Below are 18,737 nucleotides of genomic sequence, written 5' to 3'. Positions count from 1 at the left end.
ATTTTACCGGCTTCCCAGCTTTTTCCCAATGAACCAGGCAACCCCAAAAGTCAGCAATGTACCAAAAACTCCGGCTACCCCTGTTGCCAACTTTTCGTTTTTAATACCAGGAAAAACATAATCGGCAGCCGGTGAAACTAAAATCGTCTTGCTCCTTTCTTCCAAACCAAAATCCTTAAGAACTCTATCTAAACCATCCGGATTAGCCGAAGCAAAAGGCGACAATAAAAGCGCCAGCAAAAGGGCAGTAACTAAACCAATTAATATTTTATTTTTCATTTATTGCTACCTCCTTTATCCCTTGAAAAAAGCCTACACCAAAAATCTTTTCCAGATACGTTACCGCTATTAAAGTAATAAACGCTTCGCCTAAACCAATAAAACTATGCCAGAAAAGCAAAGCCCCGGCAGCAACTTTAAAGGACAGCAACCCTGATAATGAAATTTCAACGGATGCTGCTAAAGCTCCAGCCACCACCGAAAGCCAGCTACCTCCAATTAACCCTAAAGTTTTCCCGGTTTTTCCTGGAATTATTCTCTGCAGCAATTGGTAAAACAAATACCCCGTAAAAACCCCTATTACCGCCATGTTAAAGACATTAGCTCCCAGAGCTGTAATGCCGCCATCCGAGAAAAATACCGCCTGAACAAATAATACCGTGGTAAGGGCTAAAACGGCATTCCAGGGACCAAGTAAAGCCGCTGCCAGCATTCCCCCCAGCAAATGACCTGAAGTACCACCAATAATCGGAAAGTTTAGCATTTGTGCGGCAAAGATAAACGCTGAAACCACCCCGAGCATGGGGATTTGCCGCTCTCCTAACTGCCCTTTGCTTTTCTTAAGCGAAAGCCCTACCACACCTGCTGAAACTCCCGCCGTAGTTATCAAAACTTCCGGGCTTAAAATTCCATCAGCAATATGCATAAAATCCCCTCCTGAATGTTTATAAAAACAAAAAGCCACCGAAACCGAGCTTCCTGCTCCCGGCCTTCGTGGCTTTTTTGTCCATTTATAAAATTGTCCTTTTTGTTAACAACAAATCGATGTTAAACCCTTCTGGGTTTTGTTTTCTAATGTAAATTATACTACATTTATTCCTTTTTTCCTTCTTAATATAAAAATATTTTTTTCACAAATTACCTTTCCACCAGTACCGCCATACCCATACCACCGCCAACACATAAGGTAGCGATGCCCCGTCTTAAATTCCTCCGTTTTAACTCATAAAGTAAAGTTACTATAATTCGGGCTCCGGTAGCTCCGACCGGGTGCCCAAGACCAATACCACTTCCCTTTACGTTTACCTTATTCCTATCTAACTCTAAAAGCTTTTCACAGGCAAGGTACTGGGCAGCAAATGCTTCATTTAACTCAATTAAATCAATATCCGTTAGAAGAAGCCCTGTCTTCTTTAAAAGTTTTTGAACCGCCGGCACCGGTCCATATCCCATTAACTCCGGCTCAACTCCCGCCCAGGCATAAGCTCTAATATAACCAAGCGGTTCCATACCATACTGCCTTGCCGTCTTCTCCCGCATCATTAAAACCGCCGCTGCCCCATCATTTAAACCGGAAGAATTCCCTGCGGTAACCGTGCCGTCTTTAACAAAAGTTGGAGGAAGAGCCGCTAATTTTTCTAAGGAAATATCCCGGCGCGGGTGTTCATCGGTCGTCACCAAGACTTTTTCTTTTTTGTTTTTAACTTCCACCGGCACAATTTCCTCGGTAAACCAACCATTATCTATAGCTTCAACGGCAAGTTTATGGCTCCTGTATGCAATTTCATCTTGTTCCTCCCGGGAAATATTATATTTACGGGCTAAATTTTCCGCCGTTACCCCCATTAAAATTTTATGCAGCGGATCAGTCAAAAGCTCCCAGAGAGCATCGGTCATCTCCCCGTGGGTAAGCCTCTGCCCCCAACGGGCGGTTTTTAACACAAAGGGAGCCGTACTCATACTTTCCACACCACCGGCAATAATTATGTCGTTATCGCCCAAAGCCAATTCCTGATACGCCGAAATAATCGCCTGCATCCCGGAACTGCACTGACGCTGCACGGAAAAACCGGTGGTTGTGTAGGGCAGTCCAGCCATCAAAGCCGCAGTCCGTCCCAAATTTGGCTCATCGGTATTCATCAGGCAGTTCCCCAGTATTACCTCGTCTACTTTTTCCAGCGGAAAGGGTAAATCCCTTATCAACTCCTTTATAACTGTCGCTGCTAAATTACCTGCAGATACATTTTTAAACTGTCCCCCAAAACTCCCGATAGGCGTCCGTTTAGCCCGGACAATCGCCACATCCACCAAGCCTAATCCCCCTTGTTTTAAATTTATGTCTCTTTTTATGTTAAATGACAATTTTAAATATTTCAACAATTTAGCTGAAAAAAATTAATAAACTTCACTGGTTATAGAAACGGGTATATCTATAGCTACCGGAGAAGTTGGTAATTCCATTTTCATTCCACCATCTTTTCGTTTCTGTATCGGCAAAAGGTAGTATTGATAATGGCTACCCGGAGTAACCTGAGTGTCAGCAAACGAACCTGTGGAGCTCTCCCCAACCATAAAGGTCGAACTATCTTCATTTATTCGGTATATTTGGTAAGTATATCCCGGTTTTGGTTGCCAGCTTAAAACAACCCCTTTGCCTTCAACATACACTGCCGTTAAATTACTGTTTTGGGTTGCAGGATTTGGAGGGGTTTCGGGAGAAATAGACTTAGGTTCTTTCCCCTTGGGGAAAACTTCGTCAACTACCTGTCCAGAAGGAGTTAAAGGCCCAGCAATTAACCCGGTTTTTTCATCGATACTTACCCGCACCAAATTTCCCGGGATGGTAAAAGGCTTTTCCCCGTGCAGTTGTACAAAGTAAGACACTATTTTACGTAAAATCACCGCAGGATACGATCCTCCAGTAACACCCCGTAAATAATGAAAACGGTCGGTTTTATCGTAACCCATCCAAACTGCCACCGAAATATCCGGAGTATAACCTACAATCCACGCGTCTTTGGTACCCTTCTGTCCCGGAGTTTTAAAGGGTACTTCGGTAGTTCCAGTTTTTGCCGCTAAAACACCCCCAAAATTTGCCCTTCTGGCCGTTCCTTTTTTTACGGTGTCAACAAGCACATCAGTAATTAAATAAGCTGTTTCTTCAGAAATCACTCTTTTTTCTTCTAAAGCATTTTTTCTTGGAATCTCATTTCCATCTTTATCAATGATTTTAGTAATGATATGGGGCGTCCTATATATTCCGCCATTGGCAAAAACGGCATAGGCAGCAGCCATCTGCAGTGGTGATGCTCCCCGCTCTAATCCCCCTAAAGCCAGTGACAGGTTTTTGTCTTTCGCAGTTAATTCAAAACCAAACCTTTGAGCGTATTCATACCCGGTGTCAACTCCAATCTCATTTAAAAGCTTTACTGCAGGTACATTTAAAGACTCTACCAGTGCTTTTCTTAAAGTTACTCTACCGTGATAAGTACCATCATAATTTTTGGGCTTATAATCACCAAAAACTACAGGTTCATCAACTATAAAATCAGATGGTAAATACCCCTTTTCAAAAGCCGGAGCATAATCAACAATGGGTTTAAAAGCAGAACCGGGTTGGCGGTACATCATAAAGCTGCGATTAAACCCACCAAATCTTCCATAATTCCGGCCTCCTATTAAGAAAACAATCCCGCCCGTTTCAGGGTCAACTCCCGCAGCGGCCCCTTGAACTAAAATTTCGTCGGTATTTGGTGGAAAATTCTGGGCATTAGCAAAGACTTTTTCCGCATACCTTTGGATTTCCCGGTCAATGGTAGTATAAATTTTATAGCCACCGGTATTTAATTGTTCCCGGGAAAGTCCAAAATCCTCCTCACTTTCCTGTAAAATTTTATCGATTACCGCCGCATACTGATTGCCCTGATTTTGAGCCTTAGGATTAATTTTTATTTCTTCCTTTTTAGCCTTCTCCGCCTCCTCCTGGGTTAAATAACCCTGCTCCACCATTTTATCCAGTACAAGATTTTTTCGACTTACCGCTGCATCATAATTTATGGTCGGTGCGTAATAATTTGGTCTCCGAGGTATTCCGGCAAGCATTGCTGCCTCTCCCAGGGTAAGCTTGGAAGCAGGTTTACCAAAATAATTCTGGGCTGCTTCCTCAATACCATAATTTCCATTCCCAAAGTAAATCACATTTAAGTACATTTCCAATATTTCTTTCTTGGTATAAACCCGCTCAAGCTGAATCGCCAAAAGAGCTTCTTTAATTTTCCGGGCAAAAGTTTTTTCCTGAGTTAAATAAACATTACGCACTAATTGCTGGGTAATGGTACTTGCCCCCTGCGCAAGGTCTTGCTTTAAAATATTAACTACAAATGCCCGCAAAATACCCAGGATGTCAATACCAAAGTGCTGATAAAAACGAGCATCTTCAATTGCTACAAAAGCCTGAGGAACATATGGAGGTAGTTCATCAATTTTTACATAAGTTCGGCGCTCGCTTCCCGAAATTTGGGTTAAAAAACGACCATTTTTATCATAAATCGCTGAACTTTGCTGTAAATTATAAAGCTTATCAAAATCTTTAGCAGATAGCGTAAAACTCGCACATCCATTAATAAACAAGCTAAATAAAATTAATAATGTAAGCAAGGAAAATTTTTTGCCAAGTACCTTACTCATACCCGTTTCCACCTTTCTCCTGCAATGATTTCTTTTTTAAATATAATAATACATCTTACAACATTTTTCGAACCAGTTTTCTTACTTGTAATTATTTCCAAAAATAAATTCTTGACACCGTTTAAATGTATCTATATAATAAATCTTGCGAGTCACGTCGGAGTGGCGGAACTGGCAGACGCGCACGTTTGAGGGGCGTGTGGGAAACCGTGTGGGTTCAAGTCCCACCTCCGACACCATAAAGAAAATTAACCCGTAAACCTTTAAAGGTTTACGGGTTTTTGTTTTAACATGACGTTACTATCTGCCGGTTACATATTCATATTTCCTCCACCCACCATTAATAATTCAGGATTTAACATACCAAAGATCATAGCTATATGAGCTACTGCTAAAAAAATTGCCACAAAAACCGCATGTAAAAACATCTTTTGTTCAGGAGTTTTATTTTTATAAATAGCACCAAGCTCCAAAAGTGCCATACCCATAAGTGGTACTACTCCGGAAAGATAAAACCCAACTGCAATAATATCTCCAATACCACGCCAACCGCCTTTTGTAGTTAATGGAATAACTGCATTAAAGAAAAGATAGATAAAAACTCCCAAGAAATAAAACCCACCTATGATTCCCGCAACTTTGTTAAGTTTTCTTATTCCACTACCAGTATCTCGCTTAAATAAGATAAACAATTCCGTAATCGCCACAGTTTCAGCCAAAATAACGGGTATGGCCATAAAAATGATTAAATTCCACGGCTGATTGGTAGCTAAAAGCTCCATATAATGAGTCATTGTCACCTTTTTCACCCTCCCTTCTACATTATGTAGTTCTAAGGTTAGATTAAAACAATTGTGTTACAAATTTGTTAAAAAAATGATGCAAAATTTACACATTTAATGCCAAATAAAAAACCGACGGAAAAATCCGTCGATAAAGGTTAAAATAAACGTTTTACCGGTTCAATACATTGAGGTATATCCACCTGGGGCGAGTTAACCAGAGACGATACTTCAAAAATATCCATTTCCTTTTCCGGGTAAGGAGTAAGTAAGCTTTTAATTAAATTTACATCTTTAATCCCCAAATCTAACCAAATTGAAATTGCCTCATGGTTCAATATTACTGGCATCCGGTCATGTATTGACCTGATAAGTCTGTTAGCCTCCGTAGTAATAATCGTACAGGAATACAACATTCGCCCTCCAGGATCTTGCCAGATATCATACAACCCCGCAAAAGCAAAGGGCTTTCGGTTTTTCAACACTATCCTATAAGGTATTTTCTTTCCTCCGCTCTTTTCCCACTCGTAAAATCCATCGGCCAGCACCAAACAGCGCCTTCGGAAAAGAAGATTTTTAAAACTGGGCTTTTGGTCAACTGTTTCCGCCCGCGCATTAATCATTTTCTGGCCTATAGCAGGGTTCTTGGCCCATGCCGGTATTAACCCCCAGCGAAATAACTTTAAACGCCGTCCTCCTTCCCAGATTACCACCGGTACATCCTGGGTGGGAGCGATATTATACCGGGGTTTTAAAGGAAAATCTATAGGTTCTAAATTAAAAAGTTTTTCTAATACCGTAAAATCTTCTGCCATGGAAAACCGTCCGCACATAATATCACCTTGACAAAATTACATAATATAAGATAATAAAGAAAAAATCTAAAAAGGAGTAACAGCATGAAATATCTCATCTTAATAATTTTGTGGCTTTTATTTTGCTTTCTTCATAGCTTTTTAATTCATCCTCCGGTGGAAAATTTTTTAAAAGACAAATTTTTCCCTAAAAGCTTTTATCGGATTTTTTATAATTTAATTTCCCTTTTTAGTTTTGTCGGTGCATATTTATATTTAAAAATTAACTTTTCCGAACCCAAACTTATAATCATTCCCCTTTGGCTAAGTACTATTTTTATAATAACCGGAATTTTGCTTATCCTCTGGAGTTTTTCCTGCTATAACCTCAAAGAATTTTTAGGTTTGGCTGCGCAAAATACCAAAAACCTTGTTAAAAAAGGGCCTCTAAAATATCTTCGCCACCCTTTATACTTAGCAGCTCTCCTTTTAATCTGGAGTGAAAGCTTTAATTTACCAAGACTTCTGGTAAATATAATTTTAAGCGGATATATCTTTATTGGTATTAAATTAGAAGAAAAAAAGTTAATTAATATTTTTGGCAAGGAATACGAAAGCTATAAAAAAGAGGTACCGGCTTTATTTCCGCTACCCCACCGTATTTTTCGTAAATAATTTTCCCTTTCTTTAAACTTTTTTGGGTCGACCCCGTTTTCTTGCTCCCTTTTCTTCAGGAGCTTTTTTATTTTTATTTTCCATTAACTCCAGAGTTTCTTTAATATCTTTTAAATTGTTAAGAATTTTTAAAAACTGTTTCTCGGTTTTCTTTAACTGGTTTTTTAAAAGATTATACTGCTTTTTGGCAATCAAAACTTTTTGCTCCGGCCTTCCCGGGGAACGCTTGCTGGAAATTTTATTAAAATCTACATCCGGCTGCAGCAAAATAATGGTATTTGGATCCCGGCGATTTTTCCCTTTCTTTATTTTTATAACACCATTTTCCGCTAATTTCTGAATTGCTGACCAGATATTAGGTCTTTGATACTTATAATCCCGACCCTCAAGAGCAATTTTCTGATTTATTAACTCCGTAATCTTTTCCAAAGTCATCTTAATTGTTTGTTCCGGAGCTTCCTTTAAAAGTTCTATAATATAATGCTTTGCTGTTTTTCTACTTATATTGTTAGCATTATTTGCGGTATTTTTATTTTTTTGAGTTTCAGAAATATTAATATTCGCGCTCTCCTCGGTTATTTTTGTAGCCTTCTTTCGAGGCATTTTTTCACCCCTTTCGTTTTATTATAATTATATTATCACTATTCTATTAAAATTTTAAGTAGCAGAAATAATTTTTTAAGAAAATTTTTTATTTTTTGTTTAACTTTGTAGTTGACTTTTTTTACTTTACAGGTTATTTTTAAATAAAAGGTTAACTTTGGAGGTGTTTAAGTTGACAATTAAGACAGTCATTTATGCTGCTTTATTAGCGGCCGTTACCGCAGTTTTAGCCCAGATTGCCATACCTTTACCCGGAGGAGTCCCCTTTACCCTCCAGGTCTTTGCTGTTTTTCTTGGAATCTTTTTGCTGGGAAAAAAATCTTTTTGGGGAATGCTCACCTATCTCCTTTTAGGGGCAATAGGTCTGCCGGTCTTTGCTCAAGCTCGCGGTGGCATAGGCGTTATCTTAGGCCCAACCGGCGGCTACTTGCTGGGATTCGCTTTAAGCGGATTAATCGGGGGGTTTATTGTTGAGCGCAGCAACTTTAATATCTGGGGTAAAATCCTGGCAGTTCTTGTTTCTCTTATTCTCATCTATTCCCTGGGAACAATCCAGCTGGCTTATGTCTTAAAATTACCATTAAGTAAAGCCATCGCCGTTGGTGTTAAGCCTTTTGTCCCTTGGGACATAATAAAAGGTGTCATGGCCATATTACTGGCAACACATCTTCAGAAAGCTCTAACCAACGCTGGGGTTAAATTAAATGGTTAAGCTAAGGCCCCATCATCTGCTATGTTTTTTAGGTTTCCGGGGCTTGGGCTATAACGACCACTTTACCCAAAACTTTTCCCAAATTCGCACCAAAATTCTTAAAAGCCCCGAGCTTCTTCTTGAGCTTGAAACCCAGCCCGACGACATCTGTAAAAACTGTCCCGAACTCATCAACGGTTTATGTCGCAGCAATGATAAGGTAAGTAAAAAAGACGTATTTCTAATAACTTTTTTTAATACCAAGGCAATTGCCGTTGAAGATGCCTACAAAAAAATAAAGGCCCTGGAAGAGCGTAAATTTAACGCTCTCTGCCAGGACTGTGAGTGGTATCCCTTAGGTTTTTGCCTTGAAGGTTTCCGCAAGTTAAAAAGTACTTCTTTATTTCCATAAGCCCCGGGAGTTTTCCCGGGCTTCTTTTTGGAACTTTACAAACAGCTTGGAGTATTTTACATTGGGAGGAACAGTCATCACCTGAGCATACCCCTCCAGCAAAAGATGGGCATTAAACATTTTAGCCCGAACTTCCTCTTCAGTAACCTTAACTGGCTTTTTTAACCAGACATAAGCTAAATCTCGTCCGTATTTATCTTGCTTTTGCACATCATACTCTAAAAAAATAATCCGGCCCTTGTAGAGAACTTTTTTGGTATAATTGAAAGCTTCTTTCCCGTAAGGCTGTTCCTTAATCCCAAGTTCCGGATGGGAAAGTTCCGGTGTATTTACCCCAATCATTCTTACCCTTATTTCTTTACCGGAAGATAATTTAACTTTTACCGTATCGCCGTCACTAACTTTTACTACTTTAGCCGGAATAAAATTTGTTGCAGCATCGACATCTCCGGCACACCCCTGAAGAAAAAGTGCAAAAAGTATAAAAATAAACCAAATTACCTTAACTCGTACCCTTTTCATCTCCTTCACCTTCTTCTACAATTTTAGTGCAAAAATTTCCGCAAATCACCTTTTGCCCATCCTCGCTAAAATAACGGGATAAAGCCCAGAAAGCTTTTCTTGTAAACTTCACCGGAAGATTATTAACAGTGGTATAAGGAATCCGGTTTTTAAAATAAACCGGCCCTTCCATGGGAAACAATAATCCACCTTTTAATTTTAAATACAGCCAGCTATCTTTTTCCACAACCCCTTCTGCAAAATACGGAGCATCCTCAACACAGATCTTTTTTTCTTCACCGTTATAAACCAGATAATAATGCCCATTTTTATAGGTCAAACTTTTATAAAATAACTCAATGACCTTCTCATTTATTATTTGTTGTCCTGCGTAATACCAGTTACCCTCTTTATCCAGCAAAATCTTAATATTTACCACCCCGTCTTAATACAAAAAGCGGTATACTTTATAATTCCATAAAACCTTTTTGACAAAGGCTTTTGTTTCATTAAAGGGATAAAGGTTGGGATTTTCTGCAACGTTTTTTTTCAGCCAAGTATCCATATTGGCAACGCCCGCATTGTAGGCACCTAAAGCTAACTCCAAATTACCATAGCGGTCAATTAAATACTTTAAATAAAAAGTCCCCAAAACCAAATTTTTTTCGGGGTCTAAGAGTTCTTCCGGTTTTGCCAGAGGTTCATTAATCTCCTTGGCCAGCCAGAAAGCAGTCTCCGGCATTATCTGCATTAAACCCATGGCTCCTTTTTTGGAAATAGCCCTGGGATTAAAATTACTTTCCGCTTTTACCACTGCCGCCACTAATAGCGGGTCAACCCCGGCAAAAGATGCGGCATCGTAAAGTTTATCGCTGTATTTTATGGGATACAATATTTTACCCCAAAAGGGAAAAAGCAAAATGGCAACCAGCAAAACTGTCAGCGTTAAGGAAAAACCATTTATTTTTTTGACCAATCTTTCCACTTCCATTTCTGCAAAATGGTTAAAATCTGCTCCCGGGTAGATTCGATACTTCCGCTGTTATCAATCACCACATCCGCCAGTTTCACTTTTTCCTCTAAAGGCATCTGGGCCCGAATTCTGGCAAGAGCTTCGTCCCGGGAAAAACCATTCCGGGCCATAAGTCGCTTTAACTGTTCTTCTTCGGGAACGTAAACCACCCAAATTTCATCTACCAGTGAAGTCATTTTTGCCTCAAAAAGTAACGGGATATCTAAGACAATCCAGTCAATCCCCGACGAAGTTAACTCCTTTATTTTTTTTCTTATTTCCTTTAAAACTTCCGGATGAGTAATGCTGTTTAAAACCAAAAGCTTTTCCCGATTTCCAAATACAATCTTTCCCAGTTTAGCCCGGTCAATTTGTCCATCTTCCGTTAAGATATTTTTACCAAAAGTATCAATTACCTTTTGATATGCCGGATGTCCAGGGGTCAATATATCCCGGGCAATCCGGTCAGCATCGATAATCGCAAAACCCAGTTCCTGCAGGATCCGGGAAACAGTGCTTTTACCGGACGCTATACCTCCGGTAAGTCCAATGACCGGCAATAACAACACCCCTAACTTAAATTATACGTGAAACTCCCAAAAAAATTAAAACCAATGAAGCTAAGTAGCGGGAATAATTTTTAATAAAACTCACCTTTCCATTTAACTTACCGATAACCAATCCTGAATAAAAAAGGCAAAACTTAATTAACCCCACATTTAGCATCGTTAAAATAACCGGGTAACCGGATAAACTTAAACCAATTCCAGCCCCAAAAGCATCTAAAGCAAGGGCCACACCCAGCAAAACTGCCTCTTTATAAGACAGTACCCCCGATTCATCCCGATCGGCTAATTGCGGAGAGCGCAAAATTTGAAAGATTAAACCAAAAATTTTAACACTAAAAACCACTTCCGGGTCTATAGAAGCCCTTTTCTCTTCTTTACCCCCGGAAAAATATACATACAAACCGATGGCAATAAGTAAAAACGACCCCGAATAGCGGGTAAAACTATCCGGAACAAAAAAGTTTATAAATTTTCCTAAAAGCATGGCAAGCCCAATGATCAAAGCAGAAGTGCTGCTTACCACCAGTACCGACAGGGTCGGAACTTTCAATCCTCTTAGCCCATAAGCTAACCCTGCACCAAACCCGTCTACACTAAGAGCTAAAGCAAACAACGCTAAATAAAATTCCATCGCCGGCACCTCCCCGTCTTTTTTAAATTATTTAAAGACGGTAAAGAAGGTGCCTGTCTCCCCTTTATTTCTGGCAGTGCGGACAGTAGTGGGTACTGCGACCGGCGTGACGTTCGCGGATTAGGACATTATTACATCTAACACAGAGTGAACCATTTTTCCCGTAAACCTTTAGCAGGCGTTGAAAGCTCCCCTGCTGATTTTCCGCATCAACATAATCTCTAATAGACGTCCCCCGGTACTCAATCCCCAGGGTTAAGACTTTCCGTATAGCCTTAAATAACTCTTCTGCCTCATCTTCCGATAAGCTGGCGGCTATCCTTTTGGGAGAAAGCCCTGCCTCAAATAAGATTTCATCAGCGTAAATATTACCAATACCCGCAATTATTTTTTGGTCTAATAAAACGGCCTTAAGATTTTTCTGTGACGCCTTTAGTTTTGTTTTTAAATACTCAGGAGTAAACTCGTCTTCTAAAGGTTCAGGACCTATTTCCGGCATCTCAAAAGAAAAGCCACCAAACTGGCGTATATCATTAAAATGTAACTCTAAATCGCCAAGATCAAAAATAGCATGGGTATGTTTATCTTTCGGCGAACCTTTGGGCAGTATTAAAAGTTTCCCGGTCATCCTCAAATGAACCGTTACCGTTACCTTTCCGGAAAGATCTATCAGTAAATACTTCCCCCGGCGTTTTAAAGCTACTATTTCTTTTCCCACAACGCACCGGGTAAATTCTTCTACCGAAACATTTTTAATAATTTTTGGAAGATATACTTCTACCCGGTAAATTGTTTTTCCCAAAATTTTTGGGGCAAGGGTTCTTTTAATGGTTTCTACTTCTGGAAGTTCCGGCATAATACCCTCTCCTTACTTCGCTTCATACCAGTTTTTGCCTGCACCAACTTCAGCGATTAAAGGCACTTTCAGTTCAACCACCGACTCCATAACCCCTTTTACCAGCGCTTTTACCTCTTCCAGCTCTTCCGCCGGCACTTCTAAAACTAACTCATCGTGCACCGAAAGAAGGAGCCGGGACTTAAGCTTACGGGCTTTAAGTTCTTTTTCTACATTAATCATTGCAAGCTTAATAATATCGGCAGCCGAGCCCTGAAGGGGAGTATTCATGGCCGTCCTTTCGCCAAACCCCTGAACCGTGCGGTTTTTTGAAGATAGCTCAGGAATATAGCGTCTTCGCCCAAATAAAGTGGTCACATAACCCTTTTCTCTTGCCGTACGGACAAGTTCATCGAGATACTCCCGCACTTTGGGATAGTTGGCAAAATAATTTTTAATGTACTTACCGGCAACCTCCCGGGGAATCTTTAAGTCTCTGCCTAAACCAAAATCACTAATGCCATAAACAATGCCGAAGTTCACCGACTTGGCATGAGCGCGCATCTCGGGAGTAACTTCTTCCAAAGATACACCGAACACCTCGGAGGCTGTTTTCCGGTGAATATCCTCCCCTTTTTGGTAAGCTTCAATAAGCTTGGGCTCTTCGGAAAAATGGGCAAGAAGCCTTAATTCAATCTGGGAATAATCCGCCGAAACAATATAATCATACCCCGGTGAAGGTATAAACATCTTGCGTAATTTCCGACCGAGTTCCAACCGGATGGGAATATTTTGGAGATTGGGCTCCGAAGACGCCAGGCGTCCGGTTAAAGTACCGGTCTGGTTAAAAGTAGTGTGAAGTTTACCGGTACGCTCATTTATTAATGGCATTAAGCCGTCAGTATAAGTGGATTTTAACTTCATAAGCTGCCGGTAATTCAATATTTTGCCGATAATTTCGTGGTAAGGCAAGAGCTCTTCCAAAACCTCCGCATCGGTAGAGTAGCCCGTCTTGGTCTTTTTAATTACCGGCAGCCCAAGTTTTTCAAAAAGAATAACTCCCAGCTGCTTGGGCGAATTTAAGTTAAACTCTTCCCCCGCCAGCGCATAAATTTCCCGGATTAACTCTTCAATTTGCTCTCCCAGCTCCAACGACATCTCTTTTAAAGCTTCCCGGTCAACCTGAATGCCGGTATGCTCCATTTGAGCAAGAACTGGAGTTAAAGGAAGTTCTATTTCATAAAATAACCTTTCCTGCTCCTGCTCAAAGATTTTTTTCATCATTTCTTTTTTTAAATAAAACAACCCTCTAATGTTTAAAGATACATCTTCATACACCGGTAAGTCATACTTTAGATAAAGCCCCTTGAGGCCGGGATTTTGGTCGGCCGGGTTTAAAACATAAGCTGCAATCCGCGCATCAAAACAAACTTCGGGAAAAGTCAGACCTTTTTCTAAACAGACATGATAAATTCCTTTGGCATCGTCGGTAATAATTTTTTTATTCCTAAATATTTCCTGTATTTCATTCAGCCGGTCTAACGAGTAAAACTTTGTTTTTTCCCCGTCATCAACGTAAAATCCATCACTAAAAACTACTGCAATCTGTCCTTCCGTTTCTACAGTTTCAAATTGCACCAAATCTTTACCTTCCTGGTATTCTTTCTTTATTTTTGGTTCTATTTCTTTTAAAAAGCTTTTAAACTCAAGGCGAAGAAATAATTTAGCAACTTCTTCATAATTAGGTTCTTTCACTTTTAAATCTTCCAGGGAGATTTCTAACGGTATTTCCCGCAGGATTGTAGCTAATTGTTTCGATATTTTTGCTAAATTTTCGTGTTCGGCAAGCTTTTCTCTTAATTTAGGTTTTAACTCATCTTTATGGGCCAAAACTTCTTCCACTGAGCCATAAGTTTTAATTAAATCTAAAGCAGTTTTCTCCCCAATCCCGGGAACCCCGGGTATGTTGTCCGAGGGATCTCCCATTAATCCTTTAACATCCACAAGCTGTTTGGGTTTTAAGCCGTAGCTTTCTAAAATCGCAGCTAAATCCATTTTAACCAGTTCGGTAATGCCTTTTTTGGTAAGGTATACCACCGTTTTTTCATCTACCAGTTGCAGCATGTCCCGGTCAGCGGTATAAATCACCACTTCATGTCCTTGCCCCGCAAAAACCCTTGATAGGTGGCCGATAATATCATCGGCCTCATAACCGTCAAGTTCAATATAGGGCACATTTAAAACCTTTAATACTTCCCGCACCAGGGCAAACTGGGGTACAAGCTCATCCGGGGCTTCTTTGCGGTGCCCTTTGTATGCAGTAAACTGCTTGGTGCGAAAGGTTTTCCGGCTAACATCAAAGGCTACCGCTAAATATTCGGGTTTTTCATCTTTTATTACCCGAAAAAGCATCGTTAAAAACCCGTAAACCGCCCCGGTAGGCTCTCCTTTAGTAGTTTTTAAGGGCGGAAGGGCAAAAAACGCTCTATGTAATAAACTATTTCCATCCACCAGGACTACTTTTCCCATAATTACCTCCAAAATAATAATTTTAAGTTTATTGTACCAAATAAAGCTGACTGGTAAAAGAAAAAAGCTGCCCAAAAAGGACAGCTTAAGTACCGGACTTTTTCTTTTTAAAGCGGTAGACGAAAAATATTATTAAAAGTAAGAGAATTAAATACGGCAGTAAATAAATTAAAAGGAAGAAAAGTTTTATTAAAACCGTAAAAAAGTTGTTAAAGGCGTTTATAAACTGTTCTTTTATCTTTTTACCTAAATTTTTAAACAGCGAATCTTCCCCGATTTGCGCTGCTTTTTCCTTTACTACCTTTAAATTTAAAGTCGAATAAGCTACATTTTGCTTTAAATCTTCAAAAGAAGCTTTAGTAATCTCTAATTCTTCGGTCAGCCGATTTAGCTCTGCCCGTACTGCCAAAATTTCTTCGACTTTTTGAGCTTTGATAAGCAACGCCCGAACTGCCTTAATCTCCGACTCCAGGTTTTTGATCCTTATTTCCATATCCCGGTAAGCTTTGGTTACATCTTCGGCATTTTCACTGTAACTTTCCAGTTCTCCCTGCTTTTTTAGATCATCAACAAAGCTTTTTAGCTTATCTGCCGGAATCATTAAAGTCAATTCCCGGATTTCTTTTTCTTCCCGGGAAAATTTCACATAGCCGTTAACGCGACCAAGCTCCTGGGCAAGCCAGCGGTTAAAATCTTCAAGATTTTTCACTGTCAGCTTGCCGGAAGCAGTTTTTACAATCTTCCGCTCAGGAGAAGTAGTTTCACCCCCGCTGGTTGCCGGCGTATATTTAGCGGGACGCTTCTGGGGAACCACCCCGGTATTTAGTTCACCGGTTACACCAAATTCGAGTGCTCCTCCCATTACACCAGCATCCGCTTCTTTTTCCTGGGATACTTTTGAGGCTTCACCTTTTGAAAAAAGTGTTAGCCCCGATAAGCTTATCGCCGTAAGTCCCAGAGCACATATTAAAACTACCGCCACAGCTACCGCAACCCACTCAGACCAGATTAAGCGGTTTAAAATATTTCGTTTATATTTAATTTTATCTTGAACTTTTTCTTTCAGTGGTGTATCTGGCTCCAGAAAGGGCAACATCTTCAAAACCGCCCCCATATCTACATACTGCCCGTATGCCTCCCGGCACCCGGCACAACTTTGAAGATGCCTTTCGACCTGTTTCTTTTCTTCGGCGGTTACTTCCCCATCAATATAAGCGGAAAGAAGTTCTCTAACTTCATTACACTCCACTGTCCATCCCTCCTTCCCCTTGCTGCATTAAAAGTTTTCTTAATTTCTCCCTTGCTCGAAAAATACGGTTTTTCACGGTACCAAGATTAAGAGAAAGAGCTTTGGCTATCTCTTCATACCTTAATCCATACTGCTCCCGCAGGAGAAGAACAAGCCTTAAATCTTCCGGTAAGGTTTGCAAGGCCTTTTCTATGTTTAATATCTCCTGCCGGTTAAAAAACTCTTCTTCAGGGTTTAAGGCCTTTTTGTAAAATTCTCTTTCATTAAACTCTTTCTGAATACTCATTTCTCGTTTTAGCTGACGCAGCCTATCAAAACAGGTATTTGCCGCCACCCGGTAAAGCCAGGTAGAAAAAGCCGCTTCCCCCTGATAAGTGTTAAGCTTTTGGTAGACTTTTAAAAATATTTCCTGGGCCAAATCCTCCGCTTCTTCCCGCTGGCCGCAAATTCTTAGAGCTAAAGAAAAAACCTTTTTCTCATACTTTTCCACTAAATAACCAAAAGCCTCTTTGTCACCCCTTTTGGCCTGCTCCACCAGGTAAAGGTCGCCGCTCACCTTAATCCCCCTTTTTCCTTTCTACCCCTTTTTGACGCTCCTTTATTAAAAAAGTTTCATCCTCGACCGCTAATTTTTAAAATTTTAGCCCGGGTCACGGTTTTATTTCCGTATTTATGGTTTAGCCTATCGATTATCGGATAAAGATTTTCCCGCCGCAGATCTTCGCCAAACAGTGATATTTGCCGCCCTCCTCCTACCGGTACTAAAGGAATAGCCGTAACCCCAACTAATCTTACCGGTAGTTCCCCGTGGTAATTTTCTAAAAACAGCCTTTTGGCTTCCCGGTATAACACATCATCCATCCAGGTCGGCTCAAAAAACCTGCTGTGCCGGGTATAGGTTATAAAGCTTGAAAGGCGAATCTTAACGCTAATTCCGCCGGCATAAAATCCCTCCCGGCGAAGCCCCCTGCCCACTGCCATAGTAAGCCCCAAGAGCTTTCCTAAAAGGTAATCCACATCACTGCTATCCTTTTGCAAAGTAATTTCTTTGCCTAAAGATTTCGGTACTCTTTCCGGAATTACCTCCCGAAAATCAATTCCCCGGGACAAATAATATAAGTTCTGCCCCAGAACTCCGAACTTTTTCCTAAGAAAAAATTCCGGCAGTTCCCAGAAATCCTGGACAGTTTTAATCCCCATGTCATTAAGTCTCTCTTTCATTTTTTCCCCTACTCCCCAGAGCATCTCCACCGGTAACGGTGCCAAAAAATCCAGCACTTTGTCTTCCGTAACCTCACAAAAACCATCCGGTTTGTTTACTTCCGAAGCTAACTTGGCTAAAAATTTATTGGGAGCAACCCCTACCGACGCCGTCAGGCCTGTCTCTTCAAATATCCGCTTTTTTATCTTTTTCCCAATTTCAACCGCTGGTCCAAAAAGCTTTTGACTACCGGTAACATCAAGATAAGCCTCATCCAACGACACCGGTTCTACCAGAGGAGTGTATTCCCGAAAAATCCTGAAGATTTTCTCCGATACTTCCTGGTATTTTTTATGGTTTCCGGGAATAAATATGCCGTGCGGGCAAAGTCTTGCCGCTTCCCATAAAGACATCGCCGACCTTACTCCAAACTTCCGCGCTTCATACGATGCCGCTGCCACTACCCCCCGCTCTCCCGGAACTCCACCCACAATCACCGGTTTTCCTTTAAGCTCCGGATTATCCCGCTGCTCCACTGCTGCAAAAAAAGCATCCATGTCCACATGAATAATTACCCTCTTTTTCATCTTTCTCACCCTCGATTTTAGTACATATGTTCGATTACATTATAAAAAAATTTTTCGGGCAAAACAACCTGCCCGAAATAATTTTCCTGTTGCAAAATAAAAAGAAGTTTACTATAATAAGTTTTGCAGAGTTTATGGACAGTGCCGAGATGGTGGAACTGGCAGACGCGCCGGACTCAAAATCCGGTGGGGTAACACCCGTGCGGGTTCGACTCCCGCTCTCGGCACCATATTTTTACAATATTTAATAAAATATCAGCACTAAAAATCCGAGGTATATATACATACCTCGGATTTTCGCTTATTATAAATTACTCCATTAAAGCTAACTCTCTTTTAATAACCCGAATTTCCATTTCATGATTGCCCGTAATCCCGGCTAAAGCAGAAATGCTTTTCTTGTTTTGCTGGACATCCTTGGAAATGCTTCTAACTACAGCTTCTATAATATCCATCCTATTATTCATTTCCGCTTTTAGCTCTACAAATTGCCGGTCGGTTTGCTCCCGGTGAGCTTGCTGAATTTCGGCCAGCAGTTGAAGTTTTCGATTATTTTCCTCAATCAAGGCAGCATTTTTTGCAATATCCTGTTTCATTCCTTGCATTTCTTGCTTTATGTCTTGAATTTCTTGCTGCATTCCCTGTATATCCTGTTTTATACCTTGAATTTCATACTTTACTCCGTGCATATCTTGCTTTAAAACACTAATCTCTTCTTTTACTCCTTGCATATCTTGTTTTAAATCATTAATTTCCTGCTTCATATCCTGCATGTCTTGTTTTAGATCATTAATTTCCTGCTTCATACCTTGCATGTCTTGTTTTAAATCATTAATTTCCTGTTTCATACCTTGCATATCTTGTTTCATGTCATTCATATCATCCTTTAAACCCTGCACATCCTTTGCTATTTGCTGTAAAATCCCCAGTATCTGGTTTTCCATAAAAGTCACCTCTGAAGATAAATTATAAAACTTTAT

The 18,737-nt window shown here is 40.3% G+C and carries 21 protein-coding genes and 2 tRNA genes; 5 read left to right on the top strand and 18 right to left on the bottom strand.

Going from position 1 to position 18,737, the window contains the following annotated elements:
• Positions 1 to 3 precede the first annotated feature (3 nt).
• From CARFE_RS0107960 to CARFE_RS14730, 4 genes are all read right to left on the bottom strand, one after another.
• Positions 4 to 279 (bottom strand): PDGLE domain-containing protein, encoded by a 276-nt coding sequence (locus CARFE_RS0107960; protein ID WP_011344530.1) that lies wholly within the window; start codon positions 277 to 279, stop codon positions 4 to 6.
• Complete coding sequence (locus tag CARFE_RS0107955) at positions 269 to 925, bottom strand: energy-coupling factor ABC transporter permease (RefSeq protein ID WP_028052373.1); 657 nt, start codon at positions 923 to 925, stop codon at positions 269 to 271. Before CARFE_RS0107955 ends, CARFE_RS0107960 begins: the two co-directional genes overlap by 11 nt.
• A 212-nt stretch (positions 926 to 1,137) precedes the next feature.
• On the bottom strand, positions 1,138 to 2,307 hold the full coding sequence (locus tag CARFE_RS0107950) for a thiolase family protein (RefSeq protein WP_245570767.1): 1,170 nt from the start codon (positions 2,305 to 2,307) through the stop codon (positions 1,138 to 1,140).
• 87 nt (positions 2,308 to 2,394) lie between these two features.
• Complete coding sequence (locus CARFE_RS14730; protein ID WP_051250235.1) at positions 2,395 to 4,686, bottom strand: transglycosylase domain-containing protein; 2,292 nt, start codon at positions 4,684 to 4,686, stop codon at positions 2,395 to 2,397.
• Between the two features lie 156 nt (positions 4,687 to 4,842).
• Between CARFE_RS14730 and CARFE_RS0107940 the strand changes: the two genes are divergently transcribed.
• A tRNA-Leu gene (locus CARFE_RS0107940) sits at positions 4,843 to 4,925 on the top strand.
• A gap of 72 nt (positions 4,926 to 4,997) precedes the next feature.
• On the opposite strand, the gene CARFE_RS0107935 is transcribed toward CARFE_RS0107940, so the two are convergent.
• Positions 4,998 to 5,495, bottom strand: a complete 498-nt coding sequence (locus CARFE_RS0107935) for a DUF6803 family protein (protein ID WP_245570766.1) — start codon at positions 5,493 to 5,495, stop codon at positions 4,998 to 5,000.
• A 131-nt stretch (positions 5,496 to 5,626) separates the two neighbouring features.
• Complete coding sequence (locus CARFE_RS0107930) at positions 5,627 to 6,301, bottom strand: SOS response-associated peptidase (RefSeq protein ID WP_028052370.1); 675 nt, start codon at positions 6,299 to 6,301, stop codon at positions 5,627 to 5,629.
• 66 nt (positions 6,302 to 6,367) lie between these two features.
• On the opposite strand from CARFE_RS0107930, the gene CARFE_RS15615 reads away from it, so the two are divergent.
• A complete protein-coding gene (locus tag CARFE_RS15615; protein ID WP_028052369.1) occupies positions 6,368 to 6,937 on the top strand; it encodes a methyltransferase family protein in 570 nt (189 codons plus the stop codon).
• Between the two features lie 12 nt (positions 6,938 to 6,949).
• Here CARFE_RS15615 and CARFE_RS0107920 read toward each other — a convergent pair whose 3' ends face one another.
• Complete coding sequence (locus CARFE_RS0107920; RefSeq protein WP_028052368.1) at positions 6,950 to 7,540, bottom strand: hypothetical protein; 591 nt, start codon at positions 7,538 to 7,540, stop codon at positions 6,950 to 6,952.
• A 172-nt stretch (positions 7,541 to 7,712) separates the two neighbouring features.
• On the opposite strand from CARFE_RS0107920, the gene CARFE_RS0107915 reads away from it, so the two are divergent.
• Together CARFE_RS0107915 and CARFE_RS0107910 are read left to right on the top strand one after the other, a co-directional pair.
• Positions 7,713 to 8,252, top strand: a complete 540-nt coding sequence (locus CARFE_RS0107915) for a biotin transporter BioY (RefSeq protein ID WP_028052367.1) — start codon at positions 7,713 to 7,715, stop codon at positions 8,250 to 8,252.
• Positions 8,245 to 8,643, top strand: a complete 399-nt coding sequence (locus CARFE_RS0107910) for a DUF1284 domain-containing protein (protein WP_028052366.1) — start codon at positions 8,245 to 8,247, stop codon at positions 8,641 to 8,643. The genes CARFE_RS0107915 and CARFE_RS0107910 overlap by 8 nt, the downstream gene beginning before the upstream one ends.
• Here the strand turns inward: CARFE_RS0107910 and CARFE_RS14720 are convergent.
• From CARFE_RS14720 to dinB, 10 genes are all read right to left on the bottom strand, one after another.
• Positions 8,632 to 9,165 (bottom strand): thermonuclease family protein, encoded by a 534-nt coding sequence (locus CARFE_RS14720; protein WP_011344540.1) that lies wholly within the window; start codon positions 9,163 to 9,165, stop codon positions 8,632 to 8,634. The genes CARFE_RS0107910 and CARFE_RS14720 overlap by 12 nt on opposite strands.
• Positions 9,146 to 9,565 (bottom strand): DUF1285 domain-containing protein, encoded by a 420-nt coding sequence (locus CARFE_RS0107900; protein ID WP_028052365.1) that lies wholly within the window; start codon positions 9,563 to 9,565, stop codon positions 9,146 to 9,148. Before CARFE_RS0107900 ends, CARFE_RS14720 begins: the two co-directional genes overlap by 20 nt.
• 24 nt (positions 9,566 to 9,589) lie before the next feature.
• Positions 9,590 to 10,120, bottom strand: a complete 531-nt coding sequence (locus tag CARFE_RS0107895) for a lytic transglycosylase domain-containing protein (protein WP_028052364.1) — start codon at positions 10,118 to 10,120, stop codon at positions 9,590 to 9,592.
• A complete protein-coding gene (coaE, locus tag CARFE_RS0107890; protein ID WP_028052363.1) occupies positions 10,105 to 10,725 on the bottom strand; it encodes a dephospho-CoA kinase in 621 nt (206 codons plus the stop codon). The genes CARFE_RS0107895 and coaE overlap by 16 nt, the downstream gene beginning before the upstream one ends.
• Before the next feature lie 7 nt (positions 10,726 to 10,732).
• Positions 10,733 to 11,356, bottom strand: a complete 624-nt coding sequence (ytaF, locus tag CARFE_RS0107885) for a sporulation membrane protein YtaF (RefSeq protein ID WP_028052362.1) — start codon at positions 11,354 to 11,356, stop codon at positions 10,733 to 10,735.
• 64 nt (positions 11,357 to 11,420) lie between these two features.
• Positions 11,421 to 12,212: a bifunctional DNA-formamidopyrimidine glycosylase/DNA-(apurinic or apyrimidinic site) lyase gene (gene mutM / locus CARFE_RS0107880; protein WP_028052361.1), complete on the bottom strand. Its 792-nt coding sequence runs from the start codon at positions 12,210 to 12,212 to the stop codon at positions 11,421 to 11,423.
• Positions 12,213 to 12,224: 12 nt separating this feature from the next.
• Positions 12,225 to 14,720, bottom strand: coding sequence for a DNA polymerase I (gene polA, locus CARFE_RS14715; protein ID WP_034541897.1), 2,496 nt, complete (start codon positions 14,718 to 14,720; stop codon positions 12,225 to 12,227).
• Positions 14,721 to 14,805: 85 nt separating this feature from the next.
• Positions 14,806 to 15,969, bottom strand: a complete 1,164-nt coding sequence (locus tag CARFE_RS0107865; protein ID WP_028052360.1) for a DUF4349 domain-containing protein — start codon at positions 15,967 to 15,969, stop codon at positions 14,806 to 14,808.
• Positions 15,959 to 16,525, bottom strand: a complete 567-nt coding sequence (locus CARFE_RS0107860; RefSeq protein ID WP_034541895.1) for an RNA polymerase sigma factor — start codon at positions 16,523 to 16,525, stop codon at positions 15,959 to 15,961. Before CARFE_RS0107860 ends, CARFE_RS0107865 begins: the two co-directional genes overlap by 11 nt.
• A 56-nt stretch (positions 16,526 to 16,581) precedes the next feature.
• On the bottom strand, positions 16,582 to 17,757 hold the full coding sequence (gene dinB, locus CARFE_RS0107855; protein WP_028052358.1) for a DNA polymerase IV: 1,176 nt from the start codon (positions 17,755 to 17,757) through the stop codon (positions 16,582 to 16,584).
• 143 nt (positions 17,758 to 17,900) lie between these two features.
• Between dinB and CARFE_RS0107850 the strand changes: the two genes are divergently transcribed.
• Positions 17,901 to 17,987: transfer RNA gene (locus tag CARFE_RS0107850), tRNA-Leu, on the top strand.
• 81 nt (positions 17,988 to 18,068) lie between these two features.
• On the opposite strand, the gene CARFE_RS0107845 is transcribed toward CARFE_RS0107850, so the two are convergent.
• Positions 18,069 to 18,701: a coiled-coil domain-containing protein gene (locus tag CARFE_RS0107845; protein ID WP_028052357.1), complete on the bottom strand. Its 633-nt coding sequence runs from the start codon at positions 18,699 to 18,701 to the stop codon at positions 18,069 to 18,071.
• Positions 18,702 to 18,737: the final 36 nt, after the last annotated feature.

The organism is Carboxydothermus ferrireducens DSM 11255, assembly GCF_000427565.1.
Classification (GTDB): domain Bacteria; phylum Bacillota; class Z-2901; order Carboxydothermales; family Carboxydothermaceae; genus Carboxydothermus; species Carboxydothermus hydrogenoformans.
The sequence above is the reverse complement of the archived record's forward strand: the minus strand, read 5'-3'. Positions and strand labels throughout refer to the sequence as shown.